This window comes from Arthrobacter sp. H35-D1, from assembly GCF_030063185.1.
GTDB lineage: Bacteria > Actinomycetota > Actinomycetes > Actinomycetales > Micrococcaceae > Specibacter.
Genome location: NZ_JASISP010000022.1, coordinates 1 through 19,161, shown reverse-complemented (window position 1 = coordinate 19,161; position 19,161 = coordinate 1). Strand labels below are relative to the sequence as shown.

The window sequence follows — 19,161 nt, the reverse complement described above, 5'->3', positions numbered from 1 at the left end:
TGAAGACGACCATGCTCTCGTGAACCGGTGCGGGGCGTATGCCGTGGTGTGCACGGCTGGAAAAGTGGCTTTGCGGTGGGAATAGATACGCGAGCAGTGACGCTTTCAAATGTGAGTCGAATTTACTCGACGGGTCTCGACGGGTAGGGCGGCCTTGCCGGCCACCAGTATTCCGCAACTCTCAACCACCAGCTTCAGGATCACTTATGTCTATTTCCATCCATGCAGCGCCTGAACGGCTCTCGACAACAGACCGCACTACAATCGCAGTCCTGTTGGTTTCGGCATTTGTGGTGATCTTGAACGAAACCATCATGAACGTCGCTCTTCCCCGCCTGATGCAGGAATTCAACGTCTCATCTTCAACCATCCAGTGGCTGGCCACAGCGTTTTTGCTGACCATGTCAGTTGTCATTCCCGCCACGGGGTATTTACTTAGCCGCTTTTCCATTCGGACGGTGTTCATCCTGGCAATGGGTTTGTTCTCGGCCGGAACCCTGCTGGCAGGCTTGGCTCCGGGCTTTGAAGTGCTTCTTTTGGCTCGGGTCATCCAAGCCTCCGGCACGGCGATCATGTTGCCTTTGCTCATGACCACCATCTTGGATTTGGTGCCATCGCACCGTCGCGGCGCCATCATGGGCAATGTCTCCATCGTAATTTCGGTGGCGCCTGCCATTGGTCCTACCTTGTCCGGGATAATTTTGAACTCTCTCTCATGGCGATTCATGTTCATCTTCGTCCTTCCCGTCGCGGTGATCGCATTGATTTTGGGTTCGAGGCTCCTCACCGGGGAGAATCAACGAGCCAGCAGCAAGCTATCCATTCCGTCCGTGCTGATTTCCGTCCCGGCTTTTGGAGGTCTGGTCTACGGGCTCAGCGGAATCGGTTCACCCGAAACAGCAACCCAACAGATCGCCGTGCTGTCTCTGGTCATTTCGCTGGTGTCCATGGCAGCCTTCGTCATGTTGCAACTGCGGTTGCAACGCAAGGATCGTGCGCTGCTGGATCTCCGTCCTTTCCTGATCCGTCAATTCACCCTGGCTTTGGCGCTGATGGTCCTAGCCATGGTGGCTCTCTTCGGTGTCATTATCCTGTTGCCCATGTACCTTCAGAACGTCCGAGGACTCGATGTTCTGACCACGGGATTGATACTTCTTCCCGGCGGGTTGCTCATGGGACTGCTGGCACCTTGGGTGGGCAAGCTGTTTGACAAGATTGGAGCTCGACCGCTGCTGATGCCAGGCGGCGCCCTGCTCGCTATCGCTTTGTTCAGCTACACCCGGCTGGATGAAAACACCCCGCTGCTCATGATCATCGGCCTGCACCTCATGATGTCCCTGGCGCTGGCGTTCATCTTTACGCCCGCCTTCACGGCGGGGCTCAACCCCCTGCCACATTCACTGCACTCGCACGGATCTGCGGTACTTTCCACCCTCCAGCAACTGGGCGGCGCGGCTGGCACAGCGCTCTTGGTGGGCGTCATGTCAGCAGGTACGTTGGCAGCTGCCGCCACTGGCAAAAAAGAAATCGCCGCTCAGGTCAGTGGGTTGAGCAATGCATTCATGGTTGCCGCGTTTGTGTCTTTGGGCATCGTTGTCATTGCTGCTTTCATGGGCAAAGCTGCTCTTACCGAGGACAGCGATTCTCCAGCGAAGGAAACTGCGGTGGCCCTGTAGGCCTCTTTCGGTCGCTGGCTGGTTGATGTCAAGGTGTTCAGAATCGGCGTTGGCTCTCCGACGTCGAACTGGGAGACTCCCGCCGGTGCCGATGTGATGACTTTGGCGTTGATTCAGGCCCTGCCCGGGGTCGTCTCCGAAGCCAGGTGGCTGCGCCACGGAACCCTACCAGGGCAAGTCCCCCTGTCAGTCTGTCTGTCGGGCAAATCCGGATACAACAAGCGTCTGATCCGGCTCTGTGAATACACGAACTGGCTTATGGCCTCTCTCGGGAAGCTTAAGGACATCTGTTGCGACGACGTGGGCGGGCGTTGCAACGATCACTAGAAATCGGCCCTAAGCGAATACTTGTGGGCATTTCCCCAGCTTCCGCACTGAGAACAGCAACCTCCCAGTCCTTCAAGCCCAACGCAAAGACGCCGCCCTGCTGGCCCAGGACGCCATCGGGCGCGGCTGGGACAGCGAAGCACGAAGGCACCACGCCTTGGTCAAACAGCTCGACCTACTCATTCAAGGAAACCAGCACAGCATGAATACAGAACCATTGAATGAGCAACTCGAAACAGCCCTGCACCAGCCCGCCAGCTAGGGCTCCCGGATCAACATCACCGCGATAGCAGCCCAGCTAGGCATCCCGCGCTCACGCCGCTACCGCAACGCGGCCGCACGCGAAATCATCCACCAAAGCATCGCCGAAACACACCTGGACGCTGGGAAGAATCTCTCCATCGAGATCACCCGTCTGGGGGCACTCATAGACACACTAGCCGCACGGGTCCGCAACCAAGAAGACGCCTCCGACAACTCGAAGGCAGACCACACATCACACCGCAATAGGCCTTCACAATTAGCCGGTTATGGCGCAGCACCACCAACTATTAGCCGGCTAAAGCTAAGATAACGCCATGGCCGAAGCCCTCAGTGCACTCTTCAACGCTGAACTGATCAGGAGCAAAGAGCCCTGGACAAGCATCAACGGCCTTGCAATAGCCGTTGCTGAATACATCGACTGGTGCACCCACCGACGACTCCACGGAGAAATCGGATACACCCCGCCAGTCGAAGCAGACGCCAACCACTACTCAAATCTACCCGCCCCCAAAACGCTGGAACGGGTCTAAAAAACCCTCCACCAAACCCCGTGCTTGACAGTTGTTCTGTCAGCGGCAAACAGCATGTTGCCCTTTCGGCTCCCATATAAGGGAGGACGTAACGATGGGGCAGCAAACATGGCCGACGTCGATAGTGCCGCTACTCCCTGCCATCCTCGAGCGGGATGAGCATGGTGCGGAACGGACCCGCAACGGCGTGGAGGCTCCAAATGCGATCGGCGACGTCGTCAATGCCGTTGGGAAGCTGAAGCTTAGGAATGCCCCCGGGGATCACGAGTTGTGCGACTCGGATGCTGTCAACTTCGAGCGCGTCGTGAAGCATCTCACCGTAGGCGCTCTCGGCCGGGAAAGCGAGCGATGTGCCGGCGAAGTCGGCGCGCGCCTTCACCGAGGTTCCTCCGTTGATCAGGATGACGCTTCCGCTTCCTGCTTGACGCATCGCTGGTAGCACCGTACGCACCGCATGAACGAGCCCGAGAGCCGAGAAGCGCAATGCCTCCATCGCCAGCTCAGGACTCATCTCGAGCACGGGCTTGAGGTATTCACGCGACGGGAGCGGGCTGTACTGCAACGTGGTGATGGATCCCAGCTCGGCCGCGGCACGCGCAAGGGCGCCCTCAAGCTCCGACGGGACCAGCACGTCCGCGGCGTAACCACGCGCAGTCAAGCCGCCTGCCGTAAGCTCCTCGGCCATGACGTCAAGCTTCGACTGGTTCCTGGAAATCAGTGCTATAGAGAAGCCTTCGCGGCCAAACCTTCGCGCGACTGCCGCTCCGAGTCCTGGTCCAGCTCCGATGATGGCGATGACAGGCACGGTGAATTCCTTCGATTGATTTATTGTCGGGACAATAGCGCAGTCGGGTTGGGCGCTAGTTTTGCAGGATCACCGGCGACATGCCCGAACGTGCGTGAGTCTACGTCACGCGATCTGTTGACGCCAGTCGAAAATAGGTCCAGTAGTGCCGTTTGAAAATAGGACCACTGGTTGTGTTTTTCTATTGCGTCGTAGTGTCGATGGTTTGGTGTTTTCGTAGCCGGTAGCTGATGACGCCGGCGTGGTGGACGATTCTGTCGATCATGGCTGAGGCGATGGTCAGGTCTCCGAAGACGTCTCCCCCTCGTGCGCAGGGCAGGTTCGAGGTCAGGATCATCGAGGCGTGTTCGCAGCGACCTGAGAAGAGTTGGAAGAACAGATTCTCGGCGTCTTGGTCAAAGGGCATGTAGCCGACCTCGTCAATCTATGCCGACATCCGCATAGATTGACGAGCTAGGCTACCTGCCGATCGATACCGAGGGAGCCAAGGCTCCTGTTCCAAGTCATCGCCGACGGCTACGAGAAACGTAGCCTGATCATCACCACCAACCTCGAGTTCTCCCGCTGGGGAACCGTATTCGGCGATGACACCATGGCCGCCGCCGTCATCGACGGAATCGTCCATCACGGACGACTCCTCCTGTTCCGCGGCGAGTCCTATCGGGTCAAGGATGCCCTGATGAAATAAGCAACCGCTCAAACGGCAGGAAACCATGCCCACATGGCAGGATTCTTAGCGCCGAACGGCCGACTTAAAGTTGACGAAACGCAGTCGTTCCCCAAGCCGGTGGTGTTCTGCTGACTGCGCCCAACGGCAAATGATGGTTGGCGTTGAGCCTCTGGGAAAATGCGAATGCCTCGTCGTCCTGCCGAGTCGAGGATCGCTGGACGGGTTGTGGGCGTGACGAGGTAATTGGCTCCCACATCCATGGCAGCATGCGTCTGCTCGATCGTTGTAAGTGTGCCGACCCTGATTTCCACGCCAGCGCCAAACTCTGCCCGCAGTTCCGGGAGTCTTTGCATGACACCTTCAGTGTTGAGAGCCAGTTCTATACTCACATCTCCGTCATCAACGATCGCTTGGACGCTCGGGCGGTATTCACGTGCAAGACTTACCCGAAGGACTGCATCAATCCGATTCTGCATCAGGATGTTCAATGCCGAGGGACGGCCAGGTTGGCTTGTAGCTATGATGCTGGGCATCGACATAGATTTTTCCAGAGATGTCCTGAGATTGATCGTGAGCTGTCTGTGGGCAGATCATCGCCTAGGGGTTTGGGACGTCAAGGACGCGCGCTTCCAGAACCTCCAGAAGGGTTCCTTCACCTACCTCAAACAGTGATTCCTCGATCATTTGCACGTAACGTTCGGCAGACTTCATGTGCTCGCGCATGGCCAATTCCGCTGCTTCGACATTTCCGGCACGGATAGCGGCGGCAATCTTGCGGTGCTGGCGCTGTTCGTCACCCACCAGATCATTTACTTCACGGTAGCGTCGGACCTCAACCATCACCGTTGTCAGCTCGTGCCTCAAGGCGTCGCTAAACCATTCAAGCGCTCCGTTTCCGGTAGCCCTTGCGATAGCCAAATGAAAAGCGATGTCCAGAAGCGGGTAGCCGACAGTGTCGAGCAACGATTCATCCATTTGGAGAAGCAGTTCATCAATGATCTGGTGGTCTTCGGCGGAAGCACGTTCGGCCGCTAGCCGTGCGGCCTGGATCTCCAAGGGTATGCGTACGTCCATCATGTCGGTCAGGGGCCGCTTGTTGTTATGCAGGACTCTTGACAGAAACAGCTTGATCAGGTGGCCATCGAGTTCCTTCACGACAGCATTTCGGCCATTGCGTACCTCGACCAAGCCCACTGCTTCCAACGCGCTCAGTGCCTCGCGAACCACTGGCCGGCTCGTGGCAAACTGTTCGCACAGCGCAGCTGTGGACGGCAATGCGCTGCCTGGCTGTAAATCATTGTCAATGATGTGCGCAATCATGACATCGAAGATCTGCAGACTGAGTTTGGTGCGAGTCAATGGCGTATGCACGCATCCCCCTTGGAAATTCACCTCACCAAAGTGGAGGTGCAAATGAATATGGAGTTACTCCATTACCCAATCATAACCAGTCACTTTCTACCTGTCACATAGGTTGACAGGCTGATAGGTTTGCTGTAACTTGTGACTCATGCCACTTACTGCTTCAGCCACAACCCAGACCGTGGCAGTGCTCACGGGACCAGGGGAATTACAACTGCAACGCCGCACGCGACCCATCCCTGCGGCGGGCGAGGTCCTGGTAAAAATTCACACCGTGGGCATTTGCGGATCGGACACCGCATATTTCCAGGGCACATCTTCCTACGCCATCAACGCGCCCTTGGTCTTGGGACACGAGGTAAGCGGCACCATCGCAGGGCTGGGAGACGGCGTCCGCGGACTTGTTCCGGGTACGGCAGTTGCTCTGATCCCCGGCCTTTCCTGTGGGCAGTGCGAGCAATGCAAGAGCGGATTCGACAATCTATGTCAGCACACTCGCTACCTTGGTTCGGCCGCAGTCACACCGCACCGGGATGGGGCGCTCCAGGAATATCTAGCCATTCCCGCCACACATGTCCTGCCATTGCCGAAGGGAATCACCCTTGCCGAAGGTGCCTTGCTTGAACCGATGGCAGTTGCCTTGCATGCGGCACGAAAGACCCCGGTTGCCGGTAAATTGGTGCTGGTTGTGGGGGGAGGGGCAATTGGGCAGCTCACAGCCCAAGCCGCACAGGCGCTAGGAGCCACTTCCGTCACTGTCACTGATGTCAGTGAGCGCCGCGCCGGCACAGCCGTCCAACATGGCGCCGACTACGCACTGAGCGAAAACGAGCTGAAAGCCGGCTTCGCCCAGGGAAGCTACTACGACGTCGTATTTGACGCGTCTGGCCATCCTGCAGGAGTGGAACTCGCTCTGCTGGCGGCCTGCCCTGGCACAGGACATGTAGTGCTGGTAGGGAACCTGCCCGCGAGTATTGGTATTCCGCACAAATACGTTACCCAGGCGGAATCCTGGGTCACCTCCACGCTGCGCTTTGCTGGCGGGCTGAAACCGGCACTTGAGTTTCTGACCGAGAACCAGCTGGACATCTCTTGGCTCGTGGAACAGACAGTGCCGATCCAAAGAATCCTGGAGGTTTTTGAACCTCCTAAAACTGGTGACTCTCCGCTCAAGGTGCACATTCAGTTCACCGGCTAAAGCTCTCTTCAGAACACAACTAGGAAAAGGACACAAAGATGCGTCACTCTAGGAAAATCAAAGGACTTGGCGTCCTGGCAGCCTTCGCTTTGCTGGCCACGGGCTGTTCGTCCGGCACCTCAAACACCGATGCCGTTGCTGCTGAAGGATTGGGGACCCCGTCGGCCGAGGTGGCCCAAGCCGCCAAGGATTTCAAGGGCAATTTCACCTACTGGATTGGACTGACCTTCCCAGAATCCAGCAATGACCTCGAAGCCGCACGCATCAAGGCTTGGGGGGACAACCTCGGCATCAAAACTGAAGTTGTCAAAGTAAACCAAAACGAAGTTGTCCAGCAGACCTCCGGGGCCATCGAAGCCAAATCGCTTCCCACCGCCATGACCGTACCGTATGACCTGATGTCCACCATGGCCACCGGTGGCCAGCTATCGCCTGTCCCGGAAGCATATGCTGCTGTCGGAGCTGCCCACGAGGGCTGGTTAGACTCAATTGACGCCGCGACCAAAGCCAAGAGCTTTGGAGACAAAATCTTCGGCGTCCCGTTCGGCTTCTTCGGCAATGTGCTGTTCAGCCGCGCAGACCTCCTGAAAGAAAAGGGATTCGACACCCCGCCGAAGACATGGGATGAGCTTCTTGCCCAGTCCAAGGCAGCCCAAGACCCGCCCAAGACCTATGGCATGGGCTTTGCGCTCTCTAATGTCCTTGACGGCAACCTGACCACGTCAATGATGCAGTCATTCGGCGGCAGGGTCGCTGACGACGCTGGCAAGCAGTGCACCATCGACACCCCGGAAACGGCAACGTTCCTGACGTGGATCAAGGGCGCCTTCGACGACGGCCAGTTCCCGCCGTCGGTAGTCACTTGGGACGGTGCAGGCGATAACAACTCCTTCACCTCGGGCCAATCGCTTTTCATTGTCAACACTGGCAGCGTGTACCAATCAATGAAGACAGATGATCCGGACCTTGCAGCTGCGAGCGCCTACTCTGCCCTGCCGGCCGGCCCCGCAGGCCAGGTTGCCCCTGTTGACCCCCGCTACCGCGTGGTTCCGTCCAGCACCTCAGATGCCGGCAAGATTCTGGCGCAGGACCTCTTCAAGGCACTGGCCGATGACACCTACATGGCCGACTTCATGGAGAACGCGACCTACGGTCCCGTCTTGAATTCACAGCTGAAGTACCCCGTCTTCACTGACAGCCCGGTTCACGCCGGATTGCTCGAGCAGGCAGACAAGGGTACTGCCCCGGCCTTCCCTGACACAGCAAACGCTGCGTACTCCGATTACCAGAACGCTTTCTCAACGCCACGCATGGTTCAGCGGGTGCTTGTTGACAACATTTCCATCGACAAGGCCATGGCGGAAGCCCAGGCTTCCTGCCAGACAATATACAACCAGCATGCAAGCTAAATCAGAACAAGCAGTGGTTCCTGCCGAAGCGAACGCTCCGGCAGGAACCACTGGCACGTCACGACGGAACAAGGGAAAGCGCCCTGCCGCCACCGGCAAGGAAGCCCGGCTGGGTTTGCTGCTGGTTCTTCCTGCGGTTGCCGTCATCGTCATCCTTATTGGATACCCCACCATTTCCTCGATCTGGTACAGCTTTACAGACAGGATGGTTGGCTCTCCGGGCCGTTTCATCGGCTTAGACAACTACACCAGACTTGCGACTGACTCCGGATTCCTTTCGGCGGCAGCAAACTTGGTTCTCATCGTTGGCGTGTCCTTGCTGCTCAAGCTGGTCTTGGGCACTGTGGTTGCGGTAATCCTCAACCGGCCCATGCCAGGCCGCAATCTGTGGCGTCTTCTGGTTATGTTGCCGTGGGCAATGCCCGGCTTCGTTGCATTCATGGGCCTGCGCCTGATGTTTGAATCACCTTATGGCGCCGTCAACGTGGCTCTTGAGACGTTCACGAGTCCCGTGCCGTTCCTGAGCGATCCGGACTGGGCACGAGTTTCGGTGGTCCTTGCGACTGTCTGGCGCGGATTCCCGTTCTGGGCAATCTCGATTCTGGCTGCCTTGCAGACCATTCCCAAGGAACTTTACGAAGCAGCCCGAATGGACGGCGCTTCTGCATGGCAGCAGTTCGTGAACATCACAGTTCCGCAGATCCGTTCAACAGTTGCCGTGGTCGCAGTCATCTCCGCCATTTGGACAGCTAACGGATTTGAGAACATTTGGCTGATGACCCAGGGCGGACCGTCAACGACGACGATGACGTTCCCTGTTCTGTCATTCCTGAGCCTGCAGAGCCGTCAGCTCGGCCAAGCTGCCGCGTACGCCGTGGTGATCCTGCCGGTCATGGCTCTTTTCATCATGTTGCTCAGCCGCAGAAAGAAGGACACCTGATGAAGAATCAAGGCCGCCTGGCTACCGTTCTCGGCATGGTATTTCTTGCCATTCTCGTAGTGCCGCCTGTTTACTACATGATCATCGTCTCGCTGAAGCCGCGTTCATCGATCTACCGGACGCCGTCGTGGTTGCCCGAGCGGTCAAGTCTGGACAACTATGTCAAGGTCCTGTTCAACGACAAATTCCTTGTGAACATCGGCAACAGCCTCATCGTTGCCCTCGTCACCACCTTGCTCGCCATGATTCTGGGAGTGCTGGCGGCCTACGCCATCGCCAGGTTCAAGTTCCCGGGCCGCAACGTGGCAAGTCAGCTCATCCTCATGAGTTACCTGACGCCCATGGTTTTGCTTTTCATTCCACTGAGTGTCGTGGTTGGAAACCTGGGCCTTGCCGACACCTTGTCTGGCTTGATCCTTGTTTACCTGACATTTGCCGTTCCGCTCTGCACGTGGCTAATTCTGGGCCACTTCCGCGAATTTCCGCCGGACTTAGAGGAAGCTGCTTCAATTGACGGCGCTTCACGCATGCGCACTCTTATCAGCATTCTGCTGCCAGTCTCCGCACCGGCACTAGCCACGGCGGCCTCTCTGGCATTCATGATGGCATGGGGCGAGCTTTTTCTGGCATTGACTTTCGTCAAGGGTCAGAGCGTCATGACGGCCCCTGTCGCGCTGCAGCATATGAGCACCGGTGACGTCCAGCAGTATGGACCAATCATGGCCGGAGCAGTGCTTTCGGCCATCCCGGTACTGATTGTTTACTACATTTCCCAGCGCTGGGTTGTCCAGGGCGCGGCCGAAGGCGCGTTCAAGGGCTAGGGCTTCGAATTCGGCTACTGTCCATTCCAGCACGGTCAGTGGCGTAATTATTCGCAGGCTCCCCATCTGTGAGTCGATAGTCCTGAGACGGTCCAGGCTTTTGGACTCGAAAGCGGCAAGCCTTTGGCCCCCGCGGTCATCAATGAGAACAGTGATGTCGCAGCCTTGCTCGGCTTGAGTGGCGGCGTGCGCGACCACTATCGTTTCACCCAGATCCTTACCGCTCTTCAAGCGGTTTGCATGGGCATTCCTGCGATATATTCGAAGTTGACTTGGAAGGGTCCAGCCGCATCGGCGCCGAGTATCGCCAGCAATGGTTCCGGGAGTGTTCCGAGCCACGGCCAACCTCTTCCCGTGCGATGAGGTGCTCAGTCGTATCGCCGGCATGGTGGCGCCAGGCACTGATGTCGGCAAGCTGACGGTCGGTCAAGGCCTTTCGCGTGTCGAGAGTGGGATCGATCTCGCGGACCAGGGCATTGACGGCGTCGCGGTTCATGGTGCGTTGGGGGTCGATCCGCTGCCGACTGGCCAGCAGCACACTGATCGCAAACGTACTCCCTCAGCCCGTGGCTGCAGGAGGTCGGTAGGGTCTTTGCCCAGCACGCTCATTGCGGCGGCCGTTGCGTCGATTTCGTTGGTTTTCCCGACTCCGGCACGGGCCTGCTTCCTCGGCGGCTTTGCCTCAACCACCAGGATATTGCCGACGGTTAGTGCCGTCGTGATTGAGGCCCCGCAGGAGCGGGTTCCTTCCACCGCTGCGAGCACCTCTCCGGCGGTGTTCCGCCCTGCCCAAGCGATCGCGCGCCGCATCCGGGCGGGACTCACTGGGAATGCCTCGCATCGCTCGCATGCGCCTGTGCGGGTGTTGAGAATGGTGTAGGCATGGGTCAGTGTATGGGTGTCAATTCCAATGACGTATGCGTACTTTTCCGTCACCATGGTCATGACGGTGATCCTCCAGTTCCAGTTGAAAGCCGTCAAGGCGGCATCGATCTGGAATAGAGTTGTTGTCAGGCAAAGCCCTAATGAAGCACGCAGCCAGTGGTTGCGGCCAACCTTTTTGTCCAGCCATGGCAAGAGCTCAGGCCGGTGCCGCTCCACCCGGATGGGCGGGTCTACCGAAAGGCACATTGACCATTGTCAAAGACCAGATCGCGGCTGAGTCACATCCCGGTGGATCAGCACCATCCTGCCAGCGGGTACCAGACCTGCTAAGAACAATTAGAGATCAAGGCTAAGCAAATCGTCATCACGGCACGTCATCATCCAGCAATAATACGGCCCGGCCCGCGTGCCAGGGATCAATCCCCAAAGCACGTTCGATCTCGCTGTACGTCACAACGCAGGCCGGTGGCACCGCTTCACTACACATGATGGCTGGCCCCGATTCGCTGGCGACCCGCGACTCAGCGAGTCAGGAGTTGAAATGAAGGACACTGCTGGGGCTGACACGAGACCATTCAGATTACGTGAAAAGCAGCGCCAGCCTTCACGGACACAGCGCTAGAAACATTCAAGTGCTCCCCGGCTGCGGTCCGGCAGGGCAATCGTCATTGGGCGGTTAGGAGAGCGACTGTTCCCAGGTTTCTCCAAAGGGAACAGTGTCATTGAGCGAGAGCGTGTACCGGCCGGGATGATGGCGGGTGACCATGATGCCAGCAGAACGTTGGACCATTGCCACCTGCCGGAGCGCGGATTCTGCGTTATTGAGCAAGTCGTGAAGTTGATCACGTGTGGGGACGAGGACTTCCAACTGCTCGATGGTTTGACTACGCATGATAAACAACTCCTTTGTGAGGCGGGTCACTACATTAGTGAAAGCCTGACATGAACATACGTTCAAGTCAATCGTTCCGGGTGAAAAGGTTGAAACTTTTATCATAATCCAAGTCATGAACAGGGCTTCTTCGTTGCTGGTGGCGATGGCTGGTCCTCACCGACCATTGCCCGATGCCTGATCAATATTCGACGTCGGATCGCCTCGGGATGTCAAGGGTCAACGGAAGCCCATGAAGGCAGATGACCTGCGCTTATTCTCATATTTCCCGGGTACGTCCGCGTCGCCCGCGAAAACGAAATAATATTCGGGCCGGGAGCTTCTCTGGATGAAATCGGCAGTGGAACGGCAACTTCTCGAGTAGGTCTCTGGTGACAGGTGGACGGCGATAAGTGCGACGCTCTGCCTGCCGTCAGACCAAGTCATTACCACGCTCAGGGTGCCCTGTAGCCCACGAGTCGTCCAGACACTGCCACTATTCACCGAGGAACTCAACAACATCCCACCCCTTTCTCCCCGGCCGACGTCCCTTGGTCTACCCGATCGTCGAAGTCGGAATCTCCACAAGGACCAGGCCCAATTTCAGGGCCTGAGGACTCCAAGGGCTGAGGCTGTCGCTCAGATGCCGCGTTCGAAACACGTCCCAACCCTCAAAGCATTCAAACGACGTCGGGAGTTCTGCGGTTAGAGGCCGGCTTTGATCAGGATCGCATCGATCATCAGGAAGAACAGTCCGCGGTGATCTATCGCCTCGGGGTCGGTCATACATTGAATGGCTACTCCTTCGAAGACCACGAGGAAGGACCTGACCAGCAGGGGGAAGGCGATGAGGCATTGTTCACCACTGTTGTGGGCTGCGGAGGAGAAAATCTTTCCGAGTTCCACCTCGTAGTCGGGATAAATCTTGGTGGCCAGCGGGCTGACGGCACGATTTCGTGTGGCCCAGAGAATGAGTTCCATCTGAGCGAGCATGTTTGCTGGATCTTCCTCCAGTGAGCCCCAGTATCCTTCGGCCACTTCTTCCACCGCTTTGCGAAGTCCCAAATGAACGGGGACGTCGCTGGAAAAGCGGTTCATGTGCTGGAACCATGCTTCGGCGGCGGCATCCATAAGCCCATCTTTATTGCCAAAGCAATAATGAGCCGCGGCCAAGGGGGCAGCAGCCTCTTTGGCTATCTCCCGCATGGTCACCGACTGAACACCCTCACGGCGCATCAATTCCATGGTCGCCGCAATCAACTGTTCTTTGCGGTCTTCTGCCGATACCCGCATGGTTCACTCTCCAGTCTTCCGGTTTCGCCCCCGGTCGAGGACGCGTACGTCAAGGTGTGTTGGTCAAAAGAATATTCCAAACTTTTCGTCTAGAACGGTTGATTTGAACAACTGTACATGTGAGACTAGTCCATATACGGTGATAAACATCACAACGATGGGATGTTGATCACCTGCACCACATCAGACCGTATGACTGATGTGCCACTAAAGACTTCCGATGAGAGAGAGACGGTTAAAGCCATGGCTACAGGCACCCCTCAAACCCCGACAGTGACGTCGGGGGAAGCAATTGATTTCTGGCCAGCGGAGCCCATGAAGGCCCTAAAGGGTGATTGGGGTCGATTGAGCTGCAGGTTCATCAATTCCCACCCCACCGGCGCATGGAACGACTTCATCCTCTCTGAATGGGAGCTGAAGGCCTGCGCCTGGGAGGACTTCCACCCACACAGCGAAACTGCTTTCGTATTGGAGGGCGAGCTCCACATCGAGAGTCAAGGCAAGACTGTCATCCTGAAGCCAGGCGATTCGGCACGCGTTAATCCCGGAGGGATAGGCCGATACTCAGCACCCGTCTACGCCCGGATGTACACCATCTATGGCCCCAACCCCGACGGTGAAGAGTCACACTCTTTCAAATACGAAGAACTCTAACCCTGGTAGATCCCCGCACGACAGAACGCTTGTACGCTGTTCCACCCCTAGAGGTTGATCAACTCCTCTGGTATGACCAGTGGAGCGGGCGTGGTAATCCGGAGTCGAAGCCGGAATAATCACGCTCCGCTTTGTCAGTGGGCATAGGTCCTCTTGGACGTGGGTTAACAGCACGCCTGGACAAGGCGGAAGACTGTGCATACCGCAGCTGAGGGCGCTTTGGTCCGTTGTGAATCACCAACAAATATTTCTATCGGCAAAAGTGGCTGGTAGTCCCCCACGAAAAGGAAATCTCATGACCGCACAGACACCCTCCATCTCTGCCAGCCTGATTCGCGACGCGGAGAACGTTACGGAGCTAGAGGATTGGGGTCCGTGTCCTGAAGCGACCGGTCCGCAGATGGATACTCGCGGAAGCTACCTGTTCAAGGACGAGAACGGTGCCGAATCCGGTATTTGGGAATGCACGGCCGGGCCCTCTCGCTGGGTCCTGGAAACACACGAATTTCTGCACGTCCTCTCCGGGTCGATGACCATCACCGCCGACGGCGGGCAGCCCGAGTTCGTGGGACCCGGAGACGCGGTCTTCGTCCCCCGCGGCTGGAGCGGGAACTGGGAAATCCACGAAACCCTGCGCAAAGTCTTCGTCATCTTCTAACCCCACCAAAGACCACCCACCCACAACAGTCCTGACAACCATAAGTCAGAGCTACGCACCACCCTTCAAAGGAGAAAACAATGGAAACAGTTCTCGGAACACCCACCAAGACCGGCGCGATCCACAAGGTAGAAAAGGGCTTCATCGGACTTCCGTCCATGAACATCCCCGGCGTCGAAGCATTCATCGGTGACTCACTCACCCACCCCAACGGATCAGTGATGAGTAGCGGATTCTTCGAACTCAAAGCCTCCGAACCCCTGGTCTACACCTACGAAGTCGATGAAATGAAAGTCGTCATCAAGGGCGAATTCAAACTCACCGACCGAGTCACAGGAGAAGTAACCCACGCCAAGGAACGCGACGTCCTCTTCTTCCCCGCCGGATCACAAATCACCTTCGAAACCCCCGACTACGGCCTAGGCTTCTTCACCGCCCACGGCTCCATGTCCTAAAGCAACACCAAGCATCACTGAATATTACTGAGCATCACTAAGTAATCTGGTACGTAGCCGCCGCCTTCAGGCGCCGGCTACGTACCAGTTCAGGCAGCACCCGTTTCACCTGCACTTTCTTGGTCCTCCACGTCGAAGACAGCGCTGGCGGCTTTCTGGCCTTACCCCCGGTTCGCCGATGGTGACCGTGTTCAGCTTTCTTTTCCTGGCAGTGCCTTCGCCTCTGGCAACAGCTATGCAGTATCTGCTTGTTGCGGTAGGGGCAGAGGCTTTTTCAGGCTTTGGTCCGTTATCGGCACGTCAAGGGGACACCACTGCCCACAGCGGGAACCTTTTAGCTGAGCGATCCTTTAAAGACCGTGTACACCACCATAATGTGCTGTTTTCATGCAGCAACGACGAAGAACTGGAGTTGAAATTTTGAGTGCTATCGGACCCAACACGGTCAAAGACCCCGACATGGAACGCGCTAAAAGTAGCGAGAGCAATGTTCCCAAGGTCAATTGGATCGTGTTCATCATTGCTTCTGTCATCATCCTCGCTTTCACACTTTGGGCGATGGTGTTCCCCACTAACGCCGACGACACCATGAGAGTCGTCACGCTATGGGTCGCAGCGAACGTTGGCTGGGTGTACGTACTCACCGTCACCGTCGTGATCGGTTTTGTGTTGTGGGTGGCTTTCTCCAAGGTAGGTTCGGTGCGGATGGGCCCAGATAACTCCCGTCCCCAGTACAAACTCTTCACCTGGGTAGCCCAGCTATTCGCCGCCGGTGTCGGTATTGACATGCTGTTCTACTCCGTAACCGGACCCATCACCCAATACATCACACCACCAGAAGGCGATGGCAAAACAGCGGCCGCAGCCCAGGACGCAGTGGTATGGACCATGTTCCACTACGGAATAGCCGGCTGGTCCATGTACGCGCTGCTCGGCATGGCCATGGGATACTTCGCCTACCGGTGGGGCACCCCCCTATCAATCCGGGCAGTCCTATACCCGTTGCTCGGTAAGCGCATCCGGGGAGGCTTAGGCGACACGATCGACATCGTCACCCTCGTGGGTACCGTTTTCGGGGTGGCCACAGCCATGGGCATCGGCGCGGTATTGCTAAACGTCGGCTTCTCTCTCATGTTTGGCCTAGAGCAGGGCCTAGCCCTGCAAATCGCGCTGGTGATAGTCGCCGCCGTGCTCACCATCGCCGCATGTACCTCCGGAGTGGACAAAGGAATCCGCTGGATCGCAGAGCTCAACATCTGGGCCGCCGCAGCCCTGCTGCTGTACATCCTGGTGACCGGTCAGACTGCGTTCCTCCTCAACGCTCTCATGGAGAACATTGGCCGCTTTGCCGTGACCCTGCCCGGACGCACCATGCAAACATTCGCCTACGAAGAAGGCGGCTCGGAATGGATGGCCGGCTGGACCCTCTTCTTCTGGGCCTTCTGGCTCGCCTGGGGACCCTTCGTGGGCCTATTCCTCGCACGCATCTCCCGCGGACGAACCCTGCGGCAGTTCGTCATCACCGCCATCACCATCCCCGTGCTCTGTGACTTCCTCGTCGTGAGCATTTTCGGCAACAGCGCCATGTTCGAGGTCCTCAACGGCAACACAGAATTCGCTCAACTCGCCATAGACAGCCCCGAACGAGGCTGGTACGCGCTCCTGGAAATGTTCCCCGGAGCCGCCTTCCTCATCGGTCTCGGCACCCTCTCCGGCATGCTGTTCTACCTCACCAGCGCCAACTCCGGCGCCATGATGATGTCCAACTTCTCCTCCCGCATCACTAACGCAACCCAAGACGGGGCCAAATGGCTACGCATCTTCTGGGCCATCCTCACCGCACTTCTCACCATCGCGATGCTCGTAGCAGGCGGAGTGACCACCATGGAACACGCCACACTGATTTTCGCCCTACCAGTAACCATCATCGCCTGGCTGGTCATGGCATCCTTCTTCAAAGCACTACGGATAGAACGGGCACAACGTGAAGGCCAAGCACTCCGCCAACAATCAAAAGCAGTCCACGGCAGCGACGGACCGGAGCGCACCTGGCGCCAACGACTAACCGGGATCCGCTCCTACCCCACCAAAACCGGTCTAGTGGAATTCATCGAACACACCGCGCAACCCGCCCTCGCCGAAGTAACCCAAGAATTCAACGAACAAAACCACCACGCCACCTTGACCGCTGTCGCAAGCGAATACGCCGGTATCACCGATTACGCGCTAGTAGTCGCTATCCCAGACCACCGCGACTTCCTCTACCAAATCCAAGCCGTCCAGGCCCCCATCCCTACCTTCGGTGGACGCACCTTCCACGAAGAGGATGTCTACTACCGTGCCGAAGTCTTCTCATCCACCGGCTCCGAAGGCTACGACCTCATGGGCGTGACCCAGCAACAAATCATTGACGACGTCCTAGCCCGCTACGAAGGCCACCTCGGCTTCCTTACCGCCCTGGGCCAGGAAGACTACGCTTCCACTCACACCTCGCCATTAACTCCCAGAACAGATCCCACCTTGGAGTAGTCCTCGGACAAGGGAGGTCAACTAATCTTGGCCTGGTTCGAAAGAACGACATTCGGGCCGGACTATCAATCTAAACTCAGGCCCTCGTCCTAGATGGTCAGGCCCATGGACTGTGGAAAGGCCGGCACCCCAGCGGGTGTCGGCCTTTCCACTGTCTCCACCCGATAGAAAAGTTTCCATTCCCATGGCCTCCGTTGCTCCTCGGGCATCTTTAGGGCCAACGCTTCAGCCCGGACCCAAAGACACGCAGGGGGGACGGATCTTTACACTGCCTCCAACGAAAAGCCGTCTCGCGATGTCTGCCAAGACCCAGCCCGAGACCCATATTGTGAAACCCGCCAACCCCTCTACCGGTACGTCTCACCCGCCGGCGAGCTCCACCCCAACGGGTAGCTCCTAGCGCGAAAAACGGACCCAAAATACTGCAGAACCACCGAGGTTCTCTTGCTTACGACACAACAGAATCCGTTTCCTGCAGCGACACACCTATAACGTTCGGTGGGTCCAGTCCCGGGCACAACCAACCATCAACGCGGCAAATACAGCTTCACCCAGGAGGACTGCTGCACAATGGCCACCCTAGTGGTGTGTCTCTAAAATAGTTTACATTTTGAGTGTTGAGCTGGTTTTATGATGAATCCAGCCCCTGCACAGCAGCTTAGTGATGCCCGGCGTGAGGTCTTGGAGGTCTTGTCCAAGTCTCAGGTTGCTTCTCATCGTCAGGTGCGGCGGGCGCAGGTGTTGCTGATGGCCGCTGAAGGTTTAGCTAATGAGTGGATTGCTCGGGTGGCTGGTGTTTCTCCGGCCACTGTGCGTGCTTGGCGGAAGCGTTTCGCTCAGTAGGGGTTGAAGGAACTCGGAGCAGTCGCGCCGGGCGGGGGCGTAAGCCGGTGATTCCGGAGTCGAAGATCGCTGAAATCGTGGAGTTGACACAGTTTTCCAAGCCTGAGGGTGCCACGGGAAGAGTTATCGGATCGCGTGTACCCAAACACCGCCATAACGAGTTCCTTGATTTTTTGAAAACCATCGACAAGGAAGTCCCGCCAGGGTTGGCGTTCCACCTCATCGTCGATAATTACGCGACGCATAAGCATGCCGAGGTGAAAGTCTGGCTGGGTTAACATCCCCGGTTCCACCTGCATTTCACGCCGACATCATCGTCCTGGCTGAACTTGGTCGAGCGCTGGTTCAGGGACCTCACCGAGCGAGCCCGGCGCCGGGGAGTCTTTCACTCAGTACCAGAGCTGATCGAAAAAATCGAGGAATATATCCAGATCAACAACAACAACAAAAACCCGAAGCCCTTCTTCTGGACGGCACCCGCCGACTCCATCCTCGAAAAAGTCACCCGCGGCCGCGTCGCCCTCCAAACCGTCAAGGAAAACTGAGACACTACACTAGGTAGACACGCGATGCATGGTTCCAGCACCTACCGCGCATCGCTCCTCGGCCAGTAGTAGCAACACCTGCTCATGCAAGCGAAAGAACTGCCAGAGTCGTTGGGTAAGTCTCATTCGTCTGAGCAGGGCGATGATAGTGCCCTTAACACTGATCACGTACCGCCCGCGAGGTCCATGTCTTTCATAGGACGTTGACTAGCGGCGAACCCAACGGAAACGTCTAAGGAGGACTCCATAAGGGACTCAGCGGCGTACATCTATGATGCCGCACTATCATCTAGTGTCCCGCGTCGTAAATTCGTTCAATAAGTGTTTAAATTGCTGAATGGCATGCACCGGACGACCCAAGGCCGAATTGAACCTCTCTGATGAAGAGCGTGAGCAGCTGTCGCGATGGACCCGCAGGCGCAAGAC

General features: G+C 57.3%; 15 protein-coding genes and 4 pseudogenes. 12 read left to right on the top strand and 7 right to left on the bottom strand.

Annotation, left to right across the window (positions count from 1 at the left end; all coding sequences use genetic code 11):
- Window positions 1–206 precede the first annotated feature (206 nt).
- Together QMG25_RS16785 and QMG25_RS16780 are read left to right on the top strand one after the other, a co-directional pair.
- Window positions 207–1,676 carry an MDR family MFS transporter gene (locus tag QMG25_RS16785; protein ID WP_283462175.1) on the top strand — a complete coding sequence of 490 codons (1,470 nt, stop codon included), beginning with the start codon at window positions 207–209 and terminating at the stop codon, window positions 1,674–1,676.
- A gap of 905 nt (window positions 1,677–2,581) precedes the next feature.
- The gene (locus tag QMG25_RS16780) at window positions 2,582–2,797 is read left to right on the top strand and encodes a hypothetical protein (protein WP_283462174.1); all 216 of its coding nucleotides are present in this window, start codon (window positions 2,582–2,584) and stop codon (window positions 2,795–2,797) included.
- A 130-nt stretch (window positions 2,798–2,927) separates the two neighbouring features.
- Here QMG25_RS16780 and QMG25_RS16775 read toward each other — a convergent pair whose 3' ends face one another.
- Together QMG25_RS16775 and QMG25_RS16770 are read right to left on the bottom strand one after the other, a co-directional pair.
- Window positions 2,928–3,602: an SDR family NAD(P)-dependent oxidoreductase gene (locus tag QMG25_RS16775; RefSeq protein WP_283462173.1), complete on the bottom strand. Its 675-nt coding sequence runs from the start codon at window positions 3,600–3,602 to the stop codon at window positions 2,928–2,930.
- 181 nt (window positions 3,603–3,783) lie between these two features.
- Window positions 3,784–4,026: pseudogene (locus QMG25_RS16770) on the bottom strand (ATP-binding protein); the annotation flags it as partial.
- 20 nt (window positions 4,027–4,046) lie between these two features.
- Here QMG25_RS16770 and QMG25_RS16765 point away from each other — a divergent pair.
- A pseudogene (locus tag QMG25_RS16765) lies at window positions 4,047–4,290 on the top strand (ATP-binding protein); the annotation flags it as partial.
- 8 nt (window positions 4,291–4,298) lie between these two features.
- Here the strand turns inward: QMG25_RS16765 and QMG25_RS16760 are convergent.
- Both QMG25_RS16760 and QMG25_RS16755 read right to left on the bottom strand, forming a co-directional pair.
- The gene (locus QMG25_RS16760; protein ID WP_283462172.1) at window positions 4,299–4,805 is read right to left on the bottom strand and encodes a beta/alpha barrel domain-containing protein; all 507 of its coding nucleotides are present in this window, start codon (window positions 4,803–4,805) and stop codon (window positions 4,299–4,301) included.
- Window positions 4,806–4,869: 64 nt separating this feature from the next.
- Entirely contained in the window at window positions 4,870–5,643 is a 774-nt protein-coding gene (locus tag QMG25_RS16755; protein ID WP_283462171.1) for a FadR/GntR family transcriptional regulator, read from the bottom strand.
- 139 nt (window positions 5,644–5,782) lie between these two features.
- Between QMG25_RS16755 and QMG25_RS16750 the strand changes: the two genes are divergently transcribed.
- The 4 genes from QMG25_RS16750 to QMG25_RS16735 are packed head-to-tail and all read left to right on the top strand — an operon-like array spanning window position 5,783 to window position 10,002.
- Complete coding sequence (locus QMG25_RS16750; RefSeq protein ID WP_283462170.1) at window positions 5,783–6,832, top strand: zinc-dependent alcohol dehydrogenase; 1,050 nt, start codon at window positions 5,783–5,785, stop codon at window positions 6,830–6,832.
- Window positions 6,833–6,870: 38 nt separating this feature from the next.
- Entirely contained in the window at window positions 6,871–8,241 is a 1,371-nt protein-coding gene (locus QMG25_RS16745; protein WP_283462169.1) for an ABC transporter substrate-binding protein, read from the top strand.
- Window positions 8,231–9,181 (top strand): carbohydrate ABC transporter permease, encoded by a 951-nt coding sequence (locus QMG25_RS16740; RefSeq protein WP_283462168.1) that lies wholly within the window; start codon window positions 8,231–8,233, stop codon window positions 9,179–9,181. Before QMG25_RS16745 ends, QMG25_RS16740 begins: the two co-directional genes overlap by 11 nt.
- On the top strand, window positions 9,181–10,002 hold the full coding sequence (locus QMG25_RS16735) for a carbohydrate ABC transporter permease (protein WP_283462167.1): 822 nt from the start codon (window positions 9,181–9,183) through the stop codon (window positions 10,000–10,002). Before QMG25_RS16740 ends, QMG25_RS16735 begins: the two co-directional genes overlap by 1 nt.
- A 337-nt stretch (window positions 10,003–10,339) precedes the next feature.
- Here the strand turns inward: QMG25_RS16735 and QMG25_RS16730 are convergent.
- The 3 genes and pseudogenes from QMG25_RS16730 to QMG25_RS16720 form a co-directional block, all read right to left on the bottom strand.
- Window positions 10,340–10,947: pseudogene (locus QMG25_RS16730) on the bottom strand (IS110 family transposase); the annotation flags it as partial.
- Window positions 10,948–11,563: 616 nt separating this feature from the next.
- Window positions 11,564–11,779 carry a hypothetical protein gene (locus QMG25_RS16725; protein ID WP_283462166.1) on the bottom strand — a complete coding sequence of 72 codons (216 nt, stop codon included), beginning with the start codon at window positions 11,777–11,779 and terminating at the stop codon, window positions 11,564–11,566.
- A 684-nt stretch (window positions 11,780–12,463) separates the two neighbouring features.
- Window positions 12,464–13,051 carry a TetR/AcrR family transcriptional regulator gene (locus QMG25_RS16720; protein WP_283462165.1) on the bottom strand — a complete coding sequence of 196 codons (588 nt, stop codon included), beginning with the start codon at window positions 13,049–13,051 and terminating at the stop codon, window positions 12,464–12,466.
- A gap of 243 nt (window positions 13,052–13,294) precedes the next feature.
- Here QMG25_RS16720 and QMG25_RS16715 point away from each other — a divergent pair, with 243 nt between their 5' ends.
- The 5 genes and pseudogenes from QMG25_RS16715 to QMG25_RS16695 all read left to right on the top strand — a co-directional run bounded on the left by QMG25_RS16715 (window position 13,295) and on the right by QMG25_RS16695 (window position 18,735).
- Window positions 13,295–13,705, top strand: coding sequence for a cupin domain-containing protein (locus tag QMG25_RS16715; protein ID WP_283462164.1), 411 nt, complete (start codon window positions 13,295–13,297; stop codon window positions 13,703–13,705).
- Between the two features lie 295 nt (window positions 13,706–14,000).
- A complete protein-coding gene (locus tag QMG25_RS16710; protein ID WP_283462163.1) occupies window positions 14,001–14,363 on the top strand; it encodes a cupin domain-containing protein in 363 nt (120 codons plus the stop codon).
- Window positions 14,364–14,443: 80 nt separating this feature from the next.
- Complete coding sequence (locus QMG25_RS16705) at window positions 14,444–14,818, top strand: cupin domain-containing protein (RefSeq protein WP_283462162.1); 375 nt, start codon at window positions 14,444–14,446, stop codon at window positions 14,816–14,818.
- Window positions 14,819–15,277: 459 nt separating this feature from the next.
- The gene (gene betT, locus QMG25_RS16700) at window positions 15,278–17,347 is read left to right on the top strand and encodes a choline BCCT transporter BetT (protein ID WP_283462161.1); all 2,070 of its coding nucleotides are present in this window, start codon (window positions 15,278–15,280) and stop codon (window positions 17,345–17,347) included.
- 630 nt (window positions 17,348–17,977) lie between these two features.
- Window positions 17,978–18,735: pseudogene (locus tag QMG25_RS16695) on the top strand (IS630 family transposase).
- The last annotated feature ends 426 nt before the right edge of the window (window positions 18,736–19,161 follow it).